This window comes from Thermodesulfobacteriota bacterium (genome assembly GCA_040754335.1).
GTDB lineage: Bacteria > Desulfobacterota_D > UBA1144 > Nemesobacterales > UBA2774 > 2-12-FULL-53-21.
The window spans coordinates 37,796-60,066 of sequence record JBFMCV010000001.1; the positions used below are offsets into that span (position 1 = coordinate 37,796).

The window sequence follows — 22,271 nt, forward strand, 5'->3', positions numbered from 1 at the left end:
AATGAAACCACCGCCCTGCATAGGCAGGATTAGCGTCTGTAATATTTTTTCATACCGGACCCGGTTTTATTTCTGTGTATTGGTTATGGGAGATAACCCATAAGGACGGGGACCCGTTTGCCCGTCTGAGTAATTTTGCCGGGTAATTAATGGTAAATCAATCAGGAATTGCGCATGCGCGCACTTTAGATTTTTTATGTCGGTTAGCTAGCTTGGAGGCGTGTGTTATGTGTTCCCTCCATCTCCTTCATATCGGAGAGCCATCGAGATAGGGTGGTCTCGTATAGCTCGTTCTTTTCCCGATCGCCTCTTGCCGGCTCGATCGGGTCCATGACGGTGAGTGTCACTGTCGGGAACCTCAAACCGGGGTTAAGTGGTGAGAGCGTTTTTAAAGCACCTTCGATATATACAGGCACTATAGGGACTCCGTTCTCGACACTCAACAGTCCGGCGCCTGCCCTTGGCTTCATCACTTTACCCGTGCTCGTGCGCTCGCCTTCGGGGAATATGCATACGGACATGCCCCGTTTAAGTCCTTCGGACGCGAGCCTCAGAGACTCCCCGTACGTCCTCGCGGTGCCCGTGAGTATTATCCTGAACGGACGGACTAACCAGGAAAGCGGAGGCCTGGCGAAGTACTCTCCGAATCCCGTGAACAGGAGCCGGTCGAGCATCCTGCCGGGAAGGAGCGCGAATACCAGTATGGGGTCGATCATGCTCTGGTGGTTGGGGCATATCAGCAGAGGGGTATCTGCAGGTATTTTGTCTGTATTCCTGATTTTTGCCCTGAACGCCAAAAGCACTATCAATCTGACTATTAACTGGACGGCTCTCATGGCCGTTCTCTTCAATACGCCCCTTCTTAAATTAAATATCTCGTCGAGAGATTCGCCTTCCCTCTCTTCACGCGGCGTTTTTTCTTCGCCCGCCGTTTGAGGACGCTGTCCCGGTAATTTCCTGAGTATGTCTCCGATTGTGCGGAGCTTCGGGATTTCGCTTTCGGGTATAAATACACTATACTCCTTTTCAAGGAGATCCATAATCTGGACGAGCATGAGGGAATCGAGTCCGAGGTCGAGCGTGAGGTCGTCGTCCGGGTGAAAGGGCCCGTCGAGATCGGTCATCTCGGAGAACCGATTTAGAAACGACGCCGATTGCGGCATCTTTAGTAATTCTGCGTCTTCTGCGTCCGTCATTTTTCGCAAAGGTTCTTCTCCACTCTTCAGCTCCTCTGCTATCTTTTCGATCTCGTTTCTTTTGAATTTGCCGAGCCTTGTTTTGGGCAGTTCTTCGTTGTATACGATCACGTCCGATATCTGCATGTATGACGGAAGGCTCGAGCCCTTCATGGAGATTATGGAACGGATCCTTTCGCTCACTCCGAAGATACCCCTTTCCTGTATCTCCTTCATCTCGGGCACCACTACCATACGGAGCCCGACGAGGCTGCCGGAAGGGGATTTTAACGGTATCACGCACATCTCCCTTATGAGGGGGCTCTCTTTATACAGGTTCTCCACGTCTTCGGGGTAGATGTTCTTTCCCGTCGGAAGCACTATGACCTCTTTCGCCCTGCCCGTGATGTATAGGTAGCCCTCCCGGTCGAGCGACCCCAGGTCCCCCGAGTAAAGCCAGCCCTCTCTCAGGAGCTCGCGCGTGGCGGCCTCGTTCTTGTAATAACCGACCGTGATGTTCGGACCCTTTATGCAGATCTCTCCCGTACCGGCAGCGTCCGGGTTGTCTATTCTGACCTCGACGCCAGGAAGAGGTTTCCCCGCGCTTCCCGGCGCAGGCTTATATGGAGAAGTCAGCGTGGATATAGCGGTAGTCTCCGTGAGTCCATACCCCTCGGCCATGCGGAACCCCAGGGAGAGGAAACCGCGGAATACTCTCGGGTCGAGCCTTGCCCCGCCCGATGTGAAAAATCTGAGCTGCCCGCCGAAAGGCTCGTGAATTTGTCCGAAGAATATCCTGCCCAGTCTCAAGCCGAGTATCTTCCATCCGAGCTCCGAGATTTTAAAGAGACTTCTGAACATAAGCCTTTGCGTGAGGGGCAGGCGAGCGACCCTTTTCTCGATATCGTTATAAATTAGCTCGAACAGCCTGGGAACCCCCGGGAAAATCGTGACCGTGGTCTCCCTGACCGCAGCCAGAAGGTCTCCGCTTTTAAGCGATTCCGAAAACGTTACGGAAGCCCCCGCAAATAGCGGGGACAGGAGCGCGACGATCGACGAATAGCCGTGGTGAAGCGGGAGAATATTCAGGATATTGTCGTCAGGCGATACGTCGACCGACTGCAATATCGCTTTCACGGTGCTGAGCACGTTGTCGTTTGTCAGCTGGACGCCTTTCGGTGTGCCAGTGGTGCCTGACGTAAATAATATAGCCATTACGTCATCGGGCTCCGGTATACTGGGCTCGATAGATAAGTCTTCAGGGAGTCCGCTGATTGCGTCATCCATAACGATAACGTTTATTCCGGGGCTCTTTCCGGTCAGCTCTGCTCTGAGTTTATCGGCGCGGGAGGGGTCTGTTAACACCGCTTTCGATTCCGAGAAATCGAGGAAGTTGATAATTTCACGCGCGCCGAATAATGAGTCGAGCGGTACGACGGTCGCCCCTAGAAAGTGGATCGAGAAATAGGAGATAACCCAGGAGATCGAGTTCTCTCCGTAAAGGGCTATGCGGTCTCCCGCCTTTAATCCCATCCCGGCGAGATTAGATTCCGCTGCGAGGCAGCTTCTGTATAAATCCCGGAAGCTCACCCGGGAGTACGCCCCTTCTTTATTTCTATACGCGAGGGCGGTCCTTTCGGGTTCTTTCTCGGCCCATTGCCTGAGTCGCGGCGCAAACATCAGTCAGCTCCTAAAACCATACCTAATAATTTAATTTAGACAGCGTAAGTATTCCATCGGATAGGTGATTGTAATCTGCTTTGACAGGGTGAAGGATTCGTTCCGGCATATATGCCTGTTAAACGGTGGGCCCGCATAAGCCCTGTATGCAGGCATAACCGAACGGACGATATAAGACACGCAGACCCGATATACGCGGATACCCGGTATTCAGGATGCCCGCTCGGCAGTGAATAGGGGGCATCCGTAGGGGTCGTATCAGTGATAAGAGTTTCATTTAGCTGATTTTTCCAGGTGTCCCCCGAACTCGTAACGCATGGCCGAGAGGAGCCTGTTCTGAAATTCCGCATCGCCCCGGGAGCTGAACCGCGCGTAAAGCGCCGTGGATAGAACAGGCACGGGAACCGCTTCGTCGATTGCGGCCTTAATCGTCCAGCGCCCCTCGCCCGAGTCCGAAACCCGTCCTGCGAAGTTGGAAAGGGCGGGGTCCTGGAGCAGTGCGGTCGCGGTCAGGTCGAGGAGCCATGAAGCTATGACGCTTCCGCGCCTCCACACCTCGGTGATGTCGGGCAGGTTCAGGTCATACTGGTAGTGCTCAGGGTCGCGGAGAGGGGTTGTTTCGGCGTCGATCTCGCTCTTCTGCTTGCCTATGTTTGCGGCCTTCAGCACCCCCAGCCCTTCGGCGTATGCTGCCATTATGCCGTACTCGATGCCGTTGTGGACCATCTTTACGAAGTGTCCCGCTCCGTTCAGGCCGCAGTGCAGGTAGCCTTGCTCGGACGTGCCGCCGACTTTATCCCGGCCAGGGGTGCGGGGAATGTCGCCCATGCCCGGCGCCAGAGTGGCGAAGATCGGGTCGAGGTGCTTCACTACGGAATCTTCACCGCCGATCATCATGCAGTACCCGCGCTCGAGTCCCCAGACGCCTCCGCTCGTCCCCACGTCCACGTAATGGAATCCTTTCGGAGCTAGCTCCTTTGCCCGCCTTATGTCGTCCACGTAATACGAGTTGCCGCCGTCGATGAGTATGTCCCCCGGCTCGAGATAGGGAATTATGCCGGAAATTGTTTCGTCGACTACTGCCGCCGGAACCATCATCCAGACCGCCCGCGGCTTCGCGAGTTTCTTTACGAAATCCTCCAGAGAGGAGGCTCCAACCGCCTTCTCCTGAGCGAGCTCGTTCACCGCTTTCTGTGACCTGTCGTATACAACACACTCGTGGCCTCCCTTGAGGAGCCGTCTAACCATGTTCCCGCCCATCCTGCCGAGTCCGATCATACCTAGCTGCATAATTGCCTCCTTTATGAGATGTGAGAATTATCACTTCAGCACTAGAGTTTAGTGCACGACTCGGTTTATGACAACCGGTATCGTTTCGGGTCTTCCACATCAGTTCTTTGACATTGAAGGTTCATCTCGGGATTCGATGCAGCGCCGGAGCCGGTAAGATTTACACGCACCTGCTGATCACACAGTCGGATCATCCAGCCTTATTGTATAAATCCATGCTTAAATTTGTAGCGGCAATCTTGTAAAACGAGTGATGTAATCGGTGAAGAAATGGATTGTGGGGGAGGGGAGATTTCAAATCTCCCCTCTTGTTTCTAGGTCTATAAATTAATCTACCCAGAGAATCCAGCCCTGGTTGTTACCCTCTATCTTCCCGGCGATGGTCACATTTTCTCTCTGGGGCATCAAGGAGACTTTCATCAACCCGTCCTGGAGACCCTGCAGGGTGTAGACGGTCCCTTCCTTCGTCATAATGACGTGCTGATGGGGCGGCAGGGTATTGCAAGGCCCCGTGGCTATAACGGGTGTAACGGTGCCTTTCTTGTAATCGGGTATCAGGCATATTACGGTACCCGTTACGCTGCCTGGCGTAGCCTTCATCGGTTCCTGAGCAAAAGATCCGACCGTGAAAAGACCGGAAAAAAGGACTGCTACTACTAATGTAAATGCAAGTACTCTTAACCTATACATTTTTAATACCTCCCTATATTGATTTTTTCTACTACTGCTTATTATACAATTATACGCAGCGAATAAGAATACAGATCCATTTTTTAATTTCTTGGAATACCGAGAAACGCCTTATTCATTTTTTGAGGAGAAATCTCTTTGTAAGTTCAATTGTTTTTTTATATGTGTTCAGGAAGGCTACGCAGTCCGGGCATATTTGCAGGTGCTTTTCGAACTCCGAACCGGTCTCCGGGCTGAGCTCCCCGCTCAGAAATTCGAGGATCAGACTGGTGGCATCTTTGCAAGTATCTACCGTTTGTATTTTGTTTCTCGAGTTGGATCGTCCGGCCATTTTTTTCCTTTTTATACGGTTAGACGTATCGAGGATAAAATGGGATCCGAAAAATTATGGGAATTTTTATTACCTTGAAATTTTACCTCGTTTCTGCCGCGGTGCCGGTATATGTTCTCCCGTAAATGATATTTATAGACTATGCCGCCGAATACCCCAGCTGGACCGCCAGCTTGGCGCGGAGGAAGAGTCTCGCCCTGTGGAGCCTCCCTTTCACCGCCAGGACGCTCAGGCCGAGGACCTTCCCGATCTCGGGATTGGTCAGCTCCTCTATTTCACTGAGCACCACCACGGTCCTGTCCATAGGTGAAAGCTGCTGCATTGCCTTTTCGATAATCGCCTGTATCTCCTTCTCCGCAACTTGTTTTTCGACCTCCTGAGACCAGTCCACTACCGGCCGCTCGGCATGGTGTCCGTCGTCCTCGAACCTCGGCATATAATCGTCGAGCGAAACGGTCCTGTCCCTTTTTATTTTCCTCAACCTGGATATAGCTTCGTTCGTAACGAGGCGGTACAGCCAGGTTGAGAACTTGGAATCGGTGCGGAAGGTTTGCGCTTTTCTAAATATCGTCAGCGATACCTCCTGGACCACGTCCTCGGCGTCGCTGTGATTGCTGGTCACTTTCAGGGCCGTGCGGTAGATCCTCTCCCTGTAGCGGTTCAGTATTTCGTTGAGGGCTTCTTCGCTGCCGTATTCCGCGATCAGGTGAACGAGGCTCTCGTCCGACCTCTTCGATATGTCCGTCAATGTCGTTTGTACCATCTTTACCCTGTCTTCAGTTTTTTTGGTCCTTACCATACTCATGATGCTGATTCTCCCTCGAGTCTTTTTTTTGTATGTCCTTAATCCGCGAGATCGCTAAGCAATGTCCTGATGAAAGGAGAGCATTTGACTATCCTCAGACGTCCGTCCTTTAACTTCGAAAGCGCTTCGAGACCGCCCTCGTCTATAAATGTCACACCCGAGAGATCGAGTGTGATGGTTTTTGCCGCACCGTCGAGGTGACATTTACAGGCTTCCTCCAGTTCATGCAGATACATTCCCTCGATCTTACCGTCCAGTTTCAAGGTAATGCTTTTTTCGTCGTGCTTAATTTTCGATATCATCAGCATTTCTCGGTTCTTCCTCGTATTCACAATTTTCTTATACAAATTCGACGCTGTTCGATTCCCCGGACTCGTCATCCATGTTTCTGTCAATCGTCGTTTCCATATGTTTTATTCAAATGCAACGACCGTGCCAAACCTGGATAAATTCGGTTAAAAGACTCCAACTGCTCTATATTATTGGTTATTATGGATTCGGCGACGAATCCGGCTGCGGCGAGTGACCCGTTATCATCCATGAAATATGGTGGCTCCCACGAAATATCGTGGCGGCGCGATAGGGATTATGATAGGGTAATATCGGATGCAGTGTTTGTATTGACATTGACCGGACCTGGAAAAATACTTTAATGAACCGGAAATGCGTAGATACATATGAGCGAAAACAAGCACTTGGACGAACTGAATAAGGTTTCGATTCAGATTTCTCCGAATCCTCGCGAGTTGAAGCGTTCGGAGGGAGCAATATCCGCGCCCGGGGCCGAATACGGAGTCGACGAGAATAACGAGGCGTATCCTGAGGGCGGAAACGGAATCAACGAGCTTGAGATACTCAACCACCTCGCCCAGGGCACGGCTTCGGTCGTAGGCGCTAATTTTTTTAATTCTCTCGTTCAGCACCTGGCCTCGGCAATGAAAGTCCGCTACGCGTTCATAGCGCAGTGTACCGACAGCACTATGACCAGGGTCCGCACGCTGTCGTTCTGGCTCGATGACCGCTTCGGCGAGAACATAGAGTTCGAGCTGAGGGGCACTCCGTGCGAAAACGTGATCGCGGGCAGCGTGTGCGTGTACCCCGAAAGGCTCCAGTCGCTCTTCCCCGAGGACGCGGGTCTCGTCGACATGAACGCTCAGAGCTATCTCGGAATACCCATACGTGACACCTGGGAAAACGTGCTCGGTCATATAGCCGTGATAGACGATAAACCCATGACTCAGGAGCCATTGGGAATAAACGTGCTCCAGATATTCGCCTCCCGCGCGGGTGCGGAGATAGAGCGCAAACGAGCCGAGGATTCGCTCAGGGAAAATTATATGGTTCTCGCGAAGAAGAACCGGTACGAAACCATTATCGGCAACGTTACGAGGCTCGTGCACCAATCGCTCAAGCCTGAAGAGGTATTCGAAAACGCGGTCGAGGCGCTAAGCAAAAATATAGAGATGGTGAACTGTGCCGGGATATACCTGATCGAAGGGGACGAGGCTGTGCTTAAGGCACAGAGGGGTTATCCCGTCAAGTATCTCGAGTTCACGAGCAGGATACCGCGTCCCAAAGGGTTTACATGGGAGACCATACAAAAAGGGGAGCCCAGCTATTGTCCTGACATCGACGCTGTCGAAGCCGCAAGCGTCGCCAGACGGGCTGGGGTCAAGAGCTTTCTTTGCGTGCCGATAAGGAGCAGGGGAGAAGTTATAGGTACTCTCGACATCACGTCCTTCCATAAGGACGCGTTCGACGAGGACGAGCTCAAGCTGCTCGAAATCGTATCGAGACAGATAGAGACTGCGGTCAACAACGCCAGGCAGGCGGACGAGCTCAAGGAGTCGCAGATATCGCTCCGGAAAGCGCTCGCTGAGGTAGAAGAGCTCAAGAACAGGCTCCAGATCGAGAACGTCTATCTGCGCGAAGAAATAAATACGGAAAACAACTTCGAAGAGATAGTCGGAAGGTCGGATGAGATAAAGAGGGTCTTGAGGAGCGTCGAACAGGTCGCCCGCACAGGTACGACCGTGTTGATTCACGGGGAGACGGGCACCGGCAAGGAGCTCGTCGCGCGCGCGATCCATAACCTCAGTGACAGGAGGCAGAGGACGCTCGTGAAAGTCAACTGCGGCGCAATATCTGCGGGTCTCGTGGAGAGCGAGCTGTTCGGACACGAGAAGGGGGCGTTCACAGGCGCGCTTCAAAAGAGGGTCGGAAGGTTCGAGCTCGCGGACGGGGGAACCGTATTCCTCGATGAAGTAGGGGAGCTCCCGGCGGACGTCCAGGTTAAGCTGCTGAGGGTTCTACAGGAGGGCGAATTCGAGAGGGTAGGGAGCAGCGAGACGATCAAGGTCGACGTTAGGGTGATCGCGGCCACAAACAGGGACCTCGAGGAAGCGGTAAGGGATAAATCGTTCAGGTCGGACCTTTTTTACAGGCTCAATATTTTCCCGATAAACGTGCCGCCTTTACGCGAGAGGAAATCCGATATTCCGCTCCTCGCCAATTTCTTCCTGACCAAATTCTCGAAGAAGCTGGGGCGGGACTTCACGGGCTTCTCAAAAGGCACAATAGACAGTCTTCTGGATTATAGCTGGCCCGGAAACATCAGGGAGCTTCAAAACATCGTCGAGAGGGCAGTCGTGATTTCCAATTCGCCCGAGATCGATATCGACGACTCCATTCTTGGCGGAGGTAGCGTCTCTCAGGATTATCCTTCGGATGAGAATAAAAGTCTCGAGGATGTCGAGCGCAGCCATATTTTAAATGTACTTGAGGAGTCGGGCTGGGTGATAGACGGGAAGAAGGGGGCTGCGGCTGTTCTCAACATCAACCCCAACACCCTGAGATCCCGCATGAAGAAGCTCGGCATCAAAAAACCGGAGAGAGCGGCCCGCGGTCTGTGACGCCGCTTTCGAGAGTTTATCTACTTAGATTTCTTTCCGCCTTTTCTTTCTATTTCCGTCGATGCCCGAATGAGCTCTGCTACAGTCCAGGCCTGGGCGATGCATCCTCTCGGCGTCATCGGTGCGTCGCCGTCGAATATCTCGCTCAGGCTACCCACGCCGTGAGAGCGGATCTGGGCGAACATCGGGATCAAAAATCCTCTGGCTTTATCCGTATCCCCGTAGACCCTCAAGTGAGCGAGGGCGAAATGTCCGAGTAGGAAGCCCCATACGGTACCCTGGTGGTAAGCCCCGTCCCTCGACGCAGGGCCTCCGCCGTAATGCCCCTTGTAGTCCGGGTGATCGGGCGAAAGACTTTTGAGACCGTGTGACGTAAGGAGACTGAGCGCGCAGGCCTCGACAACCTTCTTCTGCTTCTCCGTAGCGAGTGGGCTCTCCGGAAGAGAGACGGCGAAGAGCTGGTTCGGTCTTAAAGACGGGTCGCTACCGGCAGGGCCGTCGATGACGTCATAGCAGCAGCCGGATTCATAGTTCCAGAAGCGCGAGAATCCCTTTAATGCAGCAGCTGCGGAGGATTCATATTTTATGTACGGCTTTTTCAGAAGCCTGGCGAATTTCGTCATGGAAAGAAGGGCGTTGTACCAGAGCGCATTTACTTCCACAGGCTTTCCGATCCGCGGAGTGACGACCCAGTCCCCGACCTTCGCGTCCATCCACGTGAGCTGGACTCCTTCCTGACCCGCGTGAAGGAGGCCGTCCTTTGGATCGACCTTGATATTGTAACGTGTGCCTTTGATATGCCAGTCTATGATACTCTCGAGAACGGGATAGAGCTCTTCCAGGAAAGCGGCGTCTTTTGTTTCTTCGACGTAGGAGCGTATGGCTTCGAAGTACCAGAGCGTCGCATCGACGGTATTGTATTCGGGCTTTTCCCCCGCGTCGGGGAAGCGGTTCGGGAGCATACCCTGATCGACATATGCAGAAAATGTCTTGATAATCGACCTCGCGATCTCGGGGCGTCCCGTTGCTATGGTGAGACCGGGGATGCTTATCATCGTGTCCCTGCCCCAGTCCCCGAACCAGTGATAGCCGGCTATCACGCTCTTGCCGTCTTTATCCTGCTCCGAAGGCCTGCTCACGATGAACTGGTCCGCCGCAAGCACGAGCTGCTTCATATCCGGATTTATTTCCTTACCGTTTTTCTTGAATGTGCTTCTGAATCTTTGATCGATCTGATCCTCGTATCCTTTCCTCGCCCCGAGCGTCCTCGATCCGTCCAATTCGGGAGATTCCGATGTGCTTAGGGTGATTGTGAATGATTCGCCTTCCCGTAGAGTGCAGCTCAGGTTCGCCGCATGGAGGTGGTCTTCTACATGGTCGAGCCCCCTGTATTCTTCGAGCACCAGGCTGAAGCCGTAATACCAGTCGCCGGCGGGCTCCGCCTCCGCTTTATCCGAAAGTATATAGAACGTCTGGGCGCCGTCGTAGGCCGTTACACGTATTCCGTTTCCGGCCTTTTCGACCTTCATCTTCCAGCCTCCCGCGTGCGTCGAGCCGTGATAGTCCCTGTAGTTCACGAACGCTTTCATGCTCAATACGAGGGGACGGGAGGCCCTCTTCAGCTCGTATCTGATATACGTGGTGTTGCTCCCCTGCGCCATCCATATACGTTTCTCGATCAGTGCGTCGGCGCAGGCGAAATCCCAGGTCGGGATTCCTCCGTCGAGATAAAACCTTTCGATGTTTATATATCCCGCTGGATCGACTGTGCCGTCTGCCCATCTGTTAGAGCTCAGGGGATAGTTTTTATCTTCGTATATGGCCGTCTCGTCGAGCTTCGTCACGAGAAGGTTTCTCCCGAGAGGAGGGTTAAGGGCCGCGATCAGGAGCCCATGGTACCTCCGGGTAAGCAATCCCGCGATCGTGCCCGACGCGAAGCCGCCTATTCCGTTCGTAACGAGCCATTCTCTTTTCTCGGCGGATTCGAGCTCGCAGCAGATTTCCCGTCCGAATTCTATTGTCATATCAGGGTCATCCTCTCGTACAGGTCAGTTTATATTATGTATGGCGGTTATAGTCAAGTTACGTGTGGTCCCAGCGCCTGGCTCTCTTCTTTTTTTCAGGTTCCGGTAGCGCCGAGTATTCCGCTGTCTGCTGGATGAGCTTGGCGACGAGTCCGGTCCATCCGGTCTGGTGGCTCGCCCCCACTCCCGCGCCGTTGTCGCCGTGAAAATACTCGTGGAACGGTAGGAAGCCGCTCCATTCGGGGTCCGACTGAAACTTCTCCGTGCCGCCGAAGACTGGCCTCCTGCCTCTATCGTCTTTAAGGAAGATGGTAATGAGCCTTCGGGATATCTCGGAAGCCGCCTCCCAGAGAGTCATATACTTTCCGGAGCCCGTCGGGCACTCGACCTTAAAGTCGTCCCCGAGGTAGTAGTGGAATTTCTGTAGAGCTTCTATTATCAGGTAGTTGACTGGGAACCAGATCGGGCCGCGCCAGTTGGAGTTCCCTCCGAAGAGTCCGCTCGTGGATTCCGCGGGCTCGTAATCGACCCTGTACTCGTGCCCGTTCACGTGGAAAACGTAGGGGTTGTCTTTATGATATCTCGACAAGGCGCGTATGCCGTAGGGACTGAGAAACTCGGATTCGTCGAACATCTTTCCGAGCACCTTCCTAAGCTTTTCCTTGTCCACGATTGAGAGGAGCCTCCTTTCACTCGTACCCGCTGTTTTCATGCAGGCTACGTTTTCCCTGAGGTCCGGGCGGTTTTCTATAAACCATGCGAGCCTCCCGCCGAATCCTTTCAGGCTCTCGACAATTTCGGGCTCGAGCGTCTGGATCGCGAATAACGGGATCAGACCGACCATGGAGCGTACCTTCATCGGAAGGTGCCTGCCGTCGGGGAGGTGGAGAACGTCGTAGTAAAAGCCGTCCTCTTCGTCCCAGAGCCCCTTCCTGTCCATCCCTATCATGTTCATTGCCTTCGCTATGTACAGGAAGTGCTCGTAGAACTTGCTCGCTATATCTTCGTAGCTGGGGTTCTCCTTCGCGAGCTCGAGCGCGATAGCGAGCATGTTGAGGCAGTACATGCCCATCCAGCTCGTGCCGTCAGCCTGCTCGATATGACCGCCCGTAGGCAGCTGGGCGCTCCTGTCGAAGACGCCTATGTTGTCGAGTCCGAGGAACCCGCCTTCGAAGACGTTCCTCCCCTCCCTGTCCTTTCTGTTGACCCACCATGTAAAGTTAAGCAGGAGCTTCTGGAAGACGCTTTCGAGGAAGCGCATGTCCTTCCTGCCGTACATTTTCTTCTCTATATTGTAGATCCTCCACGTTGCCCAGGCGTGCACGGGCGGGTTCACGTCGCCGAACGCCCACTCGTAGGCGGGTATCTGACCGTTCGGATGCATGTACCACTCCCTCGTGAGTAGTGTCAGCTGGCGCTTGGCGAATTCGGGGTCGACGATCGCAAGGGGTATCGTGTGGAACGCGAGGTCCCAGGCCGCGAACCACGGGTACTCCCATTTGTCGGGCATCGAGAGAATGTCGTCGTTATAGAGGTGCGCCCATTCCCGGTTCCTTCCTCCCTTCCGTTCAGGCGGAGGGGAAGGGTTGTTGGGGTCTCCCTTGAGCCAGTCCTCAATGACATAGTAATAGAACTGCTTCGTCCAGAGCAGTCCAGCGAACGCCTGTCTCTGCACGTCTTTCAGCTCTTTACTGGCGTCGAAAGGGTTAATACGCTCGTAGAATTCGTCGGCTTCCCGCTTACGGTCTTCGAATACCTTTTCGAACTCCGGGCCGAAGGGCGACGTGAGCCTGTCCGAATCGGTCAGGCGCAGCCTGATTGTTTTTGCCCTGCCGCCCGGAATCTGTACAACGTAATGAGCGGACATCTTCGTGCCTGTACCGGCGGGATTGACCGCTTCGCTCTTCCCGTGCACGATGTAGTCGTTTATACCGTCCTTTACATAAGGTGAAGAGTTTTTGATTCCAAACAGCTTCTCCGAATTGGTCTCGTTCTCGGAGAAAAGGAGCTCATCCGGGTTCTCTGAATATAGAAACCTCTTCCCCAGTGTCGGATGATCGGCCTCTACGCGGCTTTGATCCTTCACATTCCCCGCCTTGCTCAAGGAAGGCTTAGCCCCCCCGTTCCATGACCATGTATTCCTGAACCAGAGGGTCGGCAGAAGATGGAGAGTCGCGGTTTTTTGCCCCCTGTTATGAGCTGTTATCTTGATCAGCACATCGTCGCTCGAAGCCTTCGAATATTCAACGAAAACATCGAAATAGCGGTTATCGTCGAATACTCCGGTGTCGATAAGCTCATATTCGAGGTCGTGTTTACCCCTCTTCCTATTTTCCTCGACGAGCTTTGAGTAGGGGTATGCTTCCTGGGGGTACTTATACAAATATTTCATATACGAATGAGTAGGCGTGTTATCCACATAATAGTAGTACTCCTTTACATCCTCCCCGTGGTTCCCCTCGCCGCCCGTGAGTCCGAATATTCTCTCCTTCAGGATGTTATCTTTGCCGTTCCAGAGGGCGAGAGCGAAGCATAGCCTCTGGTGGTTGTCGGAGATGCCTCCGATCCCGTCTTCTCCCCACCTGTATGCCCTCGAGCGAGCGTGCTCGTGCGGGAAGTAATCCCATGCCGTCCCGTAGGGACTGTAATCCTCCCTCACGGTCCCCCACTGTCTCTCGCTCAGGTAGGGACCCCACCGTCTCCAGTGCTTTTTTTTGTTTCTGTCCTCTTCCAGCCTCGTTTCTTCTTTTGTCATAATATCACTCCAGTCTTGTAATATTCTTAAGCCGCGTATTTTCTTTTATCCGATCATATCGAGGACCGTTTCCTCGAGTGACCTGTCTTGCCTGTCCTCCGGCCGCCTACATATCGAGGACTCTCTGCCTTTGCGCCCTCTGATTACATCCTCCCCGGGGAAGGACACTATCATAACGACCTTATCCGTTAGCCCGGCGAAGGTCTCGTTCTTAAGACGTTTCAGGAATTGAAGAAGATCCGATTCGTTCCCCTCGACTGCAGCGCCCGACGAGTTGAGTCTGTAATCGAGTCCCGTCTCTTCGGCAAGAATGGCAATCGACATCACGCAGTCGTTGAGACTGAAGGGCGTTTCAAAGTCTACCGGATAGAGTGTGATTTTAAGAGTGCTCATGGTATCGTCCGTATTATTGACTCCGATTCGGACTTTTGGTCCGCGCATAAATTATCGTCGTCCGGCGCGTCCGGCCGGTTTAACCTGCGGGTCTCATCTCCACATTGCCGCAGCCGGGACATGTGAATATATCCTCCATAACGCCTCCGAAAACCGGGTCGGGTTCATAGCCGCCCGCAGCTTCCTCATAACTTATTTTCTCCGCATGGTTATTCATCTCGGCCCCGCACTTGGGGCAATTTAATTTTTTCTTCGTCATGCGACCTCCTGCCTTCGTATATCGTTATACGGCGGAATTCTCATATTTCTACGTTCTCGCGTCCGTATCTCAGCACCGTTGCCATCCACACGAGCTCTTTTATGAATTTTTCGGCGCGCTTCACGTACGCCTCGTCGAGGAGTTTCCCGGTCCCGTCAAAGGCGTTCTGCACGACCGAGAAATTGACGTCCCAGAAAATGGCGACTAGTCCGAGCTCTCTCACCACCGGGAGGAGGTTCTCGATCACCCTCGTGCCGCCGAAAGGACCCGCCGAGACGCCGCAGATGCCGACTGCTTTATGTATATACTCCTTGAGGTTGGTATCGAGAGCGTGTTTTAAAATTCCCGGATAACCGTGGTTGTATTCGGGCGCAACGATGACGAAAGCATCCGCTTTCATCGCGGTCTCTGAGAAGCCCGCGTCCTTGATCCGCTCGCCCGCGTCGTCTGTAGGGAAGGGGATATTCCGTATATCGACTACCTCGGTCTTGACGTTCTCCTGCTTCATGATCTCGCGCGCCATAAAATTCGCCACGTGCTCGCTCATTCGTCCCTTTCTCGTCGTCCCCAGAATCACCGGGATGAATAGAGGTCTCTCGGATTCCATCTTCTGCTCCTTGTACCGTGATTATTTTTCTATGACCCGCATTACGTGTCCGTCGGGGTCCCTGACGAGAAAGCCCCTTTTAAAACCGAGCTCTCCGTCCGTTACATCGACGGATCTCGCCGATATTATCGAGTATCCCTTATTTCTCAATGTCTCTGCAAGTCCGCCGGCATCTTCTGTTTCGAGAGTCGTCTGCCAGTGCAGAATGTCATTTGCTTTTTCGTCAGCCGGGGCGGGTCGTCCATCCCCTGGCGCCAGGTATTCGAGTAATTCTACTCCGGGCCCTTCCGCGGACTTTAACGACGTTATGCGCAGCACCGCGCCGAAGACGTTATTCAGGTGCTCCTGCTCCGTGCCGTAATTTACGCTCTCGCCCGCGACATTCATGCCAAGCTCGTCCCTGTAGAATTCGAGGCTCTCCTCCGTATCTTCCACGACTATCGCCGTGTGATCTATACCTAAAAATAGTTTATCATCATTAGTCCGCCATTTGGGATTGCCTTTCCCCTCGGGGAAATAAATTATCTCCAGAAAATGGCCGTCCGGGTCCCTGAAGTAAAATGCCCTTATGCCTCCGGCTGCCTTGTTCCATTCGGGGATCGTTTGGGGCGCTGATGAGGCGTACCTGACTTTATTACTCCGGAGGTGCTCGAACGCCTTATCCATATCGCTTACGACGATCGCTATGTGCTGGAACCAGAGGTCGTTGCTTCTCGTGTCCGTCGGGAAAGGCCTTCCTTTCGGTGTCAGGTACTCGGTCAGCTCTATGGTCTCGTTGCCGAGCTGCAAGCGCACGACCCTCATCCTCAGGCCGAATATCCCCTGCAGGCGCTCGTAATCGTCACCGAGCACTTCTACGTCGGATATCTTTCTGAAGCCCAGCACGTTAGAGTAGAAATCCACCGAAGCGTCCATATCGGAGACAGTCATTCCCACTGCTTCTACCGAGAATATCGGGGATTTGCTTTCGGCCTGCCCCACTCCCCCGCTTGCAAGGGCTGCTGCGAGGATAATAAGTAAGACCAGGCAGTATCTGTATAATCTGACGCTCATCGGCTTCATATTATTCTCGGTCACGTATTGCGGCGTTTCATATAGATTGTTATTCGGTGCATTCATCCGAGCCTTTCGAGTATCCGGTCTCCAACGCGGAGCGCGTTCGCCATTATGGTGAGTGCGGGGTTGACCGCGCCGCACGAGGGAAAGAAGCTCGCGTCCACGACGTAGAGGTTATCGAGGTCGTGCGCCCTGCAGGTCTCGTCGAGAGCCGATGAAGCCGGGTCATTGCCGAACCGTATCGTTCCGTTCTGATGGGCGACACCCGCGAGTGGTATCTGCTGGCCTATGAAGAGGTTCCGCGGTATCAGGTGCTCTTCGTGACATCCGATCGTGTTCATGAGACCCTTGAGCTTGGAGATGAGCCGTTTGTGTGATTCCTGGTTGTTGGGTTTATACGAGAGGACTATATTCCCTTTCGAGTCGAGGGTCACCCTGTTGTCGGGGTCGGGCAGGTCCTCGGACGTGATCCAGAAGTCGAGCGAGTGCTTCGCCATAATATCGAGAGTCATCCCCGGGACGATCGCTGGCGCTCCGGCCGACAGCGTCGCCGCATCGAGCTTGCCTACGAACGAGATGTGTCCCATTGGGAATTCGTAATCTACCGCGCCGAAATAATAGTCGTTGAGAGCGAGCGTTTTCTGAAAAACAGTCGGATTCGGCTTCTTCGAAAGCGCCATAAGTATCGAGTTCACGTGTCCCATGTAGTGCCTCCCGACGACGCCCGAGCTGTTGGCAAGCCCGTTAGGGTGCCTGTCGTTCGCCGATCTGAGGAGGAGCGCAGCCGAGTTAATAGCGCCGCACGATGAGACAACGATATCGGCGCTGAATTCTTCACTGCGACCGTTCCTCTCGACTATCACTTTAGTAACCTCGCGTCCCGAGGGGCTCGTTTCGAGACGCGCTACGTATGAATTCGTGAGGAGCGTCACGTTTTCGTGCTCGAGCGCAGGGTCGACACATAGCACCTGTGCGTCTGATTTCGCATTTACGAGACACGGGTGGCCGTCGCATGTGCTGCACCTTATGCACGGGCTCTTTCTCGGGTTATTTTCGTCGAGCCTTATCCCTATCGGGACGTGGAACGGCTTGAGGCCGCTCTTTTCAAGGTCGTCGTGAAGCTCCTGCATCCTGGGTTCGTGGGACACGGGAGGATGGGGGTATGGTGCGCTCGCGGGAGGCTCTGTCGGATCTTCTCCGCGTTTACCGTGCACATGGTATAGTTCTTCGGCCTTCGTGTAGTAAGGCTCGAGCTCCTCGTACGTTACGGGCCACTCGGGAGAGATTCCATCCTTGTGCCTGAGCTCGCCGAAATCCTCTTTCCTTAAACGAAAGAGCGCAGCCCCGTAGAACTTCGTGTTCCCTCCCACGTAGTAGTTTGTGTGGGGATGGAGAGGCTTTCCTTCCTTGTCGCGCCAGATTTCCTTTGTCTGGTATTTGCCCTGGACGTTTACGGCGCGCGTGTCCCAGTTGTCCTTCTCGCGCGGCACATAATCCCCGCGCTCGAGGAGCAGTATTTTCTTGCCCGAGGGGGCGAGGGCATGAGCCAGAGTGCCGCCGCCAGCGCCAGTCCCTATTATGATTACGTCGTAGTGGTTGCCTGATGACATTGCCGTAGCCTCTTTAGTTGGACGCGATGAGCGGTGCGGTGCCGAAGTTCACACCGAAACGCTTGCACCAGATAGTAACCGAGTGGTAGTCCGCGAGGGTTACATCTGCCGGTATTTCGTAGTTCTGATCGCCGATATTGCCTTTAAGCGCTCCCAGCTCTATGTATCCAGCGTTTGTCACGGTGTCGTTATCGTTTGCGTCCTGAGCCGCGCCCAAAAATACACGGACGTCGGGGCCGTTCGACGTCTCGAAACCGGTCAGACGCAGCACCCGCTTTCCGTCGGGGAGCTCGTATATAGAAGCCGTACCCTTTGTCTCGTGCGCGACGCCGTGAAAAATCCCTTCCGTAATCAGCCTGGGTGAATCGCTCTGCCCTGACGAAGCGGTCACAAGACCCTCGTTCACGTTCTCGTTTATAAACAGCTTTTCAGGTCTGAACAGATACCAGGCAATTACTATCACTACTAGCCCCAATGCTATAATCAACTTTCTCATTTCGGTAATGCCTCCGTTTGATGAATTGAACGAGGGATAAGCAGGTCTGCTGATGTCCTCGTTCGGTTTTGGTATGTTAGACGTGCGAACCTGAACGAGGGATTTATGTGTAGTTTTGAAGTGGTATCAGAAAATGAGCTGCCCGGGTCTTGCTCTTTTGTGGGAGAACGTTAGTAACCGGGCCCGGTCGTGCTGAGCTTGATCCTGTATACAGCCGTGCTTGCGGTTATGTAGAGGGAGGAGCCGTCATCGCCCCAATTCACGTTCGAAGTCGGCACGCCCGTCCTTATGGTGCCGAGGTGCGTCGCGTCGGGAGAGAATATATATACGCCGCCCGGTCCCGCACCGAACACATTGCCGTGCTTATCCGTTTTCATTCCGTCAGGCGCGCCTTTATTCGTTCTTGCGAATTCCGCAGCATCGTGGAATACCCTTCCGTTCGAGATCGTACCGTCGTCGTTGACGTCATACGCGAGCCATGCTGGCCTCTCCGGGCTTACGTCCGTGATATACAGGGTTTTTTCGTCCGGAGAGAACGCGATGCCGTTAGGCGCTTTGATCCCGGAAGTGATTAAAGTAACACGCCCGTCTGCGGAGACCCTGTACACGCCCTGGAAGGGGAGCTCTTTTGCCGGGTCGTCGAACGTTCCGGGGAGGCCGAAGGGCGGGTCTGTGAAATATAGGTCGCCGTTTGATTTCAATACGAGGTCGTTAGGGCTGTTGAGCCTTTTCCCCTCGTACTTATCTATCACCACTGTTTTTGTTCCGTCTTCCTGCAGTTTGGTGATCCGTCTGTCTCCGTGCTCTGCGAGGAGGAGCATTCCCGCTCCATCCATAGCGAGGCCGTTCGAGCCGGGCTCTTTTCCATTAAACGGCTCTTTTCCAGTATAACCGCTCGGTTTGAGAAAGAGGGAGACACCCTTCCCATCTTCCCACTTGAATACCGCGTTATTCGGGATATCCGAGAAGAGGAGGAATCCGCCTTCCTTATTCCAGACGGGCCCTTCGACCCACGCGAAGCCGTCGGCGATTTTCTCGAGCGTCGCGTCTTTGGGGATAATGGCATTGATCCGCGGGTCGAGTCTTTGAATTTTGGTTACGGTGGGCGGCGGCTCGTCAGCACCGAAGGAAGGTTCTGTGAATAAGGATAAAAAAGCCGCTGCATATAACATGAGGGTTATATGCAGCAGCCTTAAAGTGGTTTTCAGTCCGTACCTCTTCGAGTGAGGCATAATTATTCGAATATCACGATATATTCTTCGTACCCTTCCTTTTTCAGGTCCTCTTTGGGTATGAATCGGAGCGATGCAGAGTTGATGCAATACCTAAGTCCTGTCGGGGCGGGGCCGTCGTCGAACACGTGTCCTAGGTGCGAGTCGGCTTCCTTGCTCCTCACTTCTATCCTTCTCACGAGCATGCTGTTGTCCGTCACCTCGACTATATTCTCTGCCGCGAGAGGCTTCGAGAAGCTCGGCCATCCAGTGCCCGAGTCGTACTTGTCTTTCGAGCTGAATAGGGGCTCTCCTGATACTATGTCCACGTATATTCCTTCCTTGTGGTTGTCCCAGTATTCGTTATTGAACGGCCTTTCCGTCCCGCTTTCCTGGGTGACCTGATACTGGAGCGGGGTGAGCTTCTTCTTTAACTCCTCTTTGGAAGGCTTTACAAAACCGCCATTCGTATCTGCCGGTTTACTCGCTTTATCCCCGCTATCGCTGTTATTCGTTGATGCATCGCTCACGGTCTGATCGGAGCTGTCCTCGGCGCGCATAATCCTGTCGATATCCAGCCAGTTCAAAGCTGCGAAGATCGCGACGATTACCGCCACTGCTAATACTGTCGTTTTAATCATCTTAAGTACCCTCTCCATATTGGTTTATAAATCTTAACCTATCTATACGGAAGCCGGGCGTATTTGGATTTCTGCCTTACTGTTAATTTCCCGGGTTCTGCGATCAATTGTCTTATCTGGATGCGGCTTGCGGAGACAGCTTCCCCGTGAGAGTATAAAACGGAAGAAGTAGAGCATAGACAATGAGGAGTATCTCGACGCTCCAGAAACAGACGAGCATCGCTATAGTCGCGATTACGGGGATTATGAGGAATCTGAAACGGACGGAGTCCGCATATTCGCGGGTTACGAAGTCCGCCATAAGGTCGGGCTTCGAGCTCGCATAGACCCACTGGAAATAGAGCGTCCATCCTATGAGGGTGAGGTTGGCCCCGAAGAACAGCGGTGCTATCTGGGTCTGACCGAACGAGTTAATAAGGCTCGTCGAGAAAGGGAGAAGCGAAACGAACATGAAGAAAAGTATATTCAGCCAGAGGAGCGTACGGTCAGAGTGTCTTATCGAATGATACATGTAGTGATGCGCCACCCAGTAAATTCCGAGGCCGATGAAGCTTACGACGTAAGAGAGGAACATGGGCCACATCTCGAAGAGCGCGGGAGCGAGCTGGATATTGGAGGCGTGCCGGGGAAGGTCGGAGGTCTTGAGCTCGAATACGAGGAGCGTCATGACGATTGCGAATATACCGTCGCTGAGCGCTTCGATCCTGTTCTTCCCTAATTCAAATGGTTTTGCTTGTATATTCATTGACATAATTCCCCGTTGGTAAGTTCTCTTTTGCCGGACGGCGGACTGTCGTCCGCGGTCATCTTGTTTCCTTCAGCGATTCGCCTAAAGACCATACCGAAGCCCCCAGGAAAAGGAGGTCTTTTATTAACGACCCGCCGGCCGGAGAAAGAGCGGGGAAGCCGCCGAGGGCGGGCTCCCAACCGGGCAGCGTGAAGATAAACGATAAGGTTGTGAGGAACGTGCAGGCGGCGAGTGCGCTGCCCAAAGTGCAAATCCTCGGACTAACAGGCCTCATCGCAATCATAAGGGCTATGACGATCTCGAACGTTCCCAGCAGATTCGATACGGTCCTGACGCTAAGTATTCCGTACATCCAGCTCATAACCGGATTAGACGCTATGAGCGGCTGAATGGTTTCGGCTTCGTAAGCAGTGAACTTCATCGCTCCGATCCAGATCAGGATGAGCACGACACTATACCGGAGCATAATCTCGCCCGACCTCTGGATCATTAATCCCGACGGCTGAAATTTATTAAATGTGTAGGAGTCTTCTCTCAACTGCAACTGATTTTCCTGCAATTGATTAATAGTCCGGTTACGCTATCTTACGGGTGAGGTTCCCTTTCTTGTGGCTCCATTCGGTCATGATGCCGATGTTCTCGAGTGTCGAAAGGACGCGTCCGGGCTCGCCCAGGTCGCTCCACTCGACGTCTTTTACTGCTAGGGTCAGGAGGTCCTCAGTCGATACCTCGAGTACTCTATGCGAGAAATTCGCAGGGGTTAGTCTTTCATAGATGTAATCTATTGCGTCGCTCTCCTCGGGGGTGCCTATCGTGTCGGAAACTCTCAGGAAGTCGCGATAAAGAGCCGGGACCGACCTCCCGATCATTTCCAGGAAAGAGGACACTTTTCCTGTCATGACGAAGCTGTTCCAGAGGCAGCCTTTGTCGAACAGCTCTGCCGCTCTGGATTTATCGGGCTTTTCCCAGAACCGCTTGACCCGCTTGAGCGGGCTTTGCATTTTCTCGGCGGACAGCTGACAGGGCTCGATCCAGCCGTATTCCGTTTCAGCCGAGCTCGGCGTGATCCCCAGGAGGACGATCATTCCAGGCTGCCGTTCAATGCCTTCGAAGGCGGTCTCTACCTGTTTCATGAAAATACAGTCGTCGGACAGGTAATGGTCGGAGGGAAAGAACGTGACCGAGGCATCGGGATCTACCTTCGCGATCCGGAGAAGGCTGTACAGGATCGCGGGCGCGGTGCCGAGGTTGGCAGGCTGGTCAACGAACCGGCTCCTCTCGAATTTATCGAAGAGGTAGCCGTAAAACTTTTCGTGCGTCCGTGTGACTGAGAGGAGTATGTTGCTCCGCGGAATCCCGCTCTCGACGCGCCTCACGGTCCTTTCGAGTAGCGACTCGTCTCCCAGTATATGGCAGAATTGCTTCGGCCTTTCATCTCCCGAAATTATTCTCGTCAGCGAGCGGAGCCTCGTGCCGTCGCCTCCTGCTAAAATAATGCCCCATCTATGGCCTTCGGAAGTGACTTTGCCGCTGCGATGATTGGATTTATGAGGTGCATTGAAGCGTGCTTTCATGTGGGTGTCCTTGA

Annotated in this window: 19 protein-coding genes and 1 pseudogene; 1 reads left to right on the top strand and 19 read right to left on the bottom strand. The window is 53.5% G+C overall.

Annotated features, from left to right (window positions below):
• Nucleotides 1-203: 203 nt before the first annotated feature.
• The 6 genes from AB1598_00165 to AB1598_00190 all read right to left on the bottom strand — a co-directional run bounded on the left by AB1598_00165 (nt 204) and on the right by AB1598_00190 (nt 6,273).
• Entirely contained in the window at nt 204-2,855 is a 2,652-nt protein-coding gene (locus AB1598_00165; GenBank protein ID MEW6143411.1) for an AMP-binding protein, read from the bottom strand.
• Between the two features lie 273 nt (nt 2,856-3,128).
• Nucleotides 3,129-4,145, bottom strand: a complete 1,017-nt coding sequence (gnd, locus tag AB1598_00170) for a phosphogluconate dehydrogenase (NAD(+)-dependent, decarboxylating) (GenBank protein MEW6143412.1) — start codon at nt 4,143-4,145, stop codon at nt 3,129-3,131.
• A gap of 327 nt (nt 4,146-4,472) precedes the next feature.
• Nucleotides 4,473-4,745 (bottom strand): hypothetical protein, encoded by a 273-nt coding sequence (locus AB1598_00175; GenBank protein ID MEW6143413.1) that lies wholly within the window; start codon nt 4,743-4,745, stop codon nt 4,473-4,475.
• A gap of 205 nt (nt 4,746-4,950) precedes the next feature.
• Entirely contained in the window at nt 4,951-5,166 is a 216-nt protein-coding gene (locus AB1598_00180; protein ID MEW6143414.1) for a zf-HC2 domain-containing protein, read from the bottom strand.
• A 139-nt stretch (nt 5,167-5,305) separates the two neighbouring features.
• Nucleotides 5,306-5,971 (bottom strand): sigma-70 family RNA polymerase sigma factor, encoded by a 666-nt coding sequence (locus AB1598_00185; GenBank protein MEW6143415.1) that lies wholly within the window; start codon nt 5,969-5,971, stop codon nt 5,306-5,308.
• A 38-nt stretch (nt 5,972-6,009) separates the two neighbouring features.
• Nucleotides 6,010-6,273 (bottom strand): STAS domain-containing protein, encoded by a 264-nt coding sequence (locus AB1598_00190; GenBank protein ID MEW6143416.1) that lies wholly within the window; start codon nt 6,271-6,273, stop codon nt 6,010-6,012.
• Nucleotides 6,274-6,717: 444 nt separating this feature from the next.
• Here AB1598_00190 and AB1598_00195 point away from each other — a divergent pair, with 444 nt between their 5' ends.
• Complete coding sequence (locus AB1598_00195; protein MEW6143417.1) at nt 6,718-8,883, top strand: sigma 54-interacting transcriptional regulator; 2,166 nt, start codon at nt 6,718-6,720, stop codon at nt 8,881-8,883.
• 20 nt (nt 8,884-8,903) lie between these two features.
• Here the strand turns inward: AB1598_00195 and AB1598_00200 are convergent, their stop codons facing one another.
• From AB1598_00200 to AB1598_00260, 13 genes and pseudogenes are all read right to left on the bottom strand, one after another.
• Complete coding sequence (locus AB1598_00200) at nt 8,904-10,907, bottom strand: amylo-alpha-1,6-glucosidase (GenBank protein MEW6143418.1); 2,004 nt, start codon at nt 10,905-10,907, stop codon at nt 8,904-8,906.
• 58 nt (nt 10,908-10,965) lie between these two features.
• Nucleotides 10,966-13,662, bottom strand: coding sequence for a glucosidase (locus AB1598_00205; GenBank protein ID MEW6143419.1), 2,697 nt, complete (start codon nt 13,660-13,662; stop codon nt 10,966-10,968).
• A 45-nt stretch (nt 13,663-13,707) separates the two neighbouring features.
• A complete protein-coding gene (locus AB1598_00210; GenBank protein ID MEW6143420.1) occupies nt 13,708-14,055 on the bottom strand; it encodes a hypothetical protein in 348 nt (115 codons plus the stop codon).
• Nucleotides 14,056-14,134: 79 nt separating this feature from the next.
• The gene (locus AB1598_00215; protein MEW6143421.1) at nt 14,135-14,314 is read right to left on the bottom strand and encodes a hypothetical protein; all 180 of its coding nucleotides are present in this window, start codon (nt 14,312-14,314) and stop codon (nt 14,135-14,137) included.
• A 40-nt stretch (nt 14,315-14,354) separates the two neighbouring features.
• Nucleotides 14,355-14,921 (bottom strand): NADPH-dependent FMN reductase, encoded by a 567-nt coding sequence (locus AB1598_00220; GenBank protein MEW6143422.1) that lies wholly within the window; start codon nt 14,919-14,921, stop codon nt 14,355-14,357.
• Nucleotides 14,922-14,942: 21 nt separating this feature from the next.
• Complete coding sequence (locus tag AB1598_00225; GenBank protein MEW6143423.1) at nt 14,943-15,974, bottom strand: VOC family protein; 1,032 nt, start codon at nt 15,972-15,974, stop codon at nt 14,943-14,945.
• A 62-nt stretch (nt 15,975-16,036) separates the two neighbouring features.
• Nucleotides 16,037-17,587: a GMC family oxidoreductase gene (locus tag AB1598_00230; GenBank protein MEW6143424.1), complete on the bottom strand. Its 1,551-nt coding sequence runs from the start codon at nt 17,585-17,587 to the stop codon at nt 16,037-16,039.
• Nucleotides 17,588-17,600: 13 nt separating this feature from the next.
• Entirely contained in the window at nt 17,601-18,083 is a 483-nt protein-coding gene (locus AB1598_00235; protein ID MEW6143425.1) for a DM13 domain-containing protein, read from the bottom strand.
• 170 nt (nt 18,084-18,253) lie between these two features.
• Complete coding sequence (locus tag AB1598_00240) at nt 18,254-19,315, bottom strand: SMP-30/gluconolactonase/LRE family protein (GenBank protein MEW6143426.1); 1,062 nt, start codon at nt 19,313-19,315, stop codon at nt 18,254-18,256.
• 2 nt (nt 19,316-19,317) lie between these two features.
• Nucleotides 19,318-19,752: pseudogene (gene msrB, locus AB1598_00245) on the bottom strand (peptide-methionine (R)-S-oxide reductase MsrB).
• Between the two features lie 295 nt (nt 19,753-20,047).
• Nucleotides 20,048-20,680: a TMEM175 family protein gene (locus tag AB1598_00250; GenBank protein ID MEW6143427.1), complete on the bottom strand. Its 633-nt coding sequence runs from the start codon at nt 20,678-20,680 to the stop codon at nt 20,048-20,050.
• Nucleotides 20,681-20,738: 58 nt separating this feature from the next.
• Nucleotides 20,739-21,173 (bottom strand): DUF417 family protein, encoded by a 435-nt coding sequence (locus tag AB1598_00255; protein ID MEW6143428.1) that lies wholly within the window; start codon nt 21,171-21,173, stop codon nt 20,739-20,741.
• A gap of 85 nt (nt 21,174-21,258) precedes the next feature.
• Nucleotides 21,259-22,257, bottom strand: coding sequence for a sugar phosphate nucleotidyltransferase (locus AB1598_00260; protein MEW6143429.1), 999 nt, complete (start codon nt 22,255-22,257; stop codon nt 21,259-21,261).
• Nucleotides 22,258-22,271: the final 14 nt, after the last annotated feature.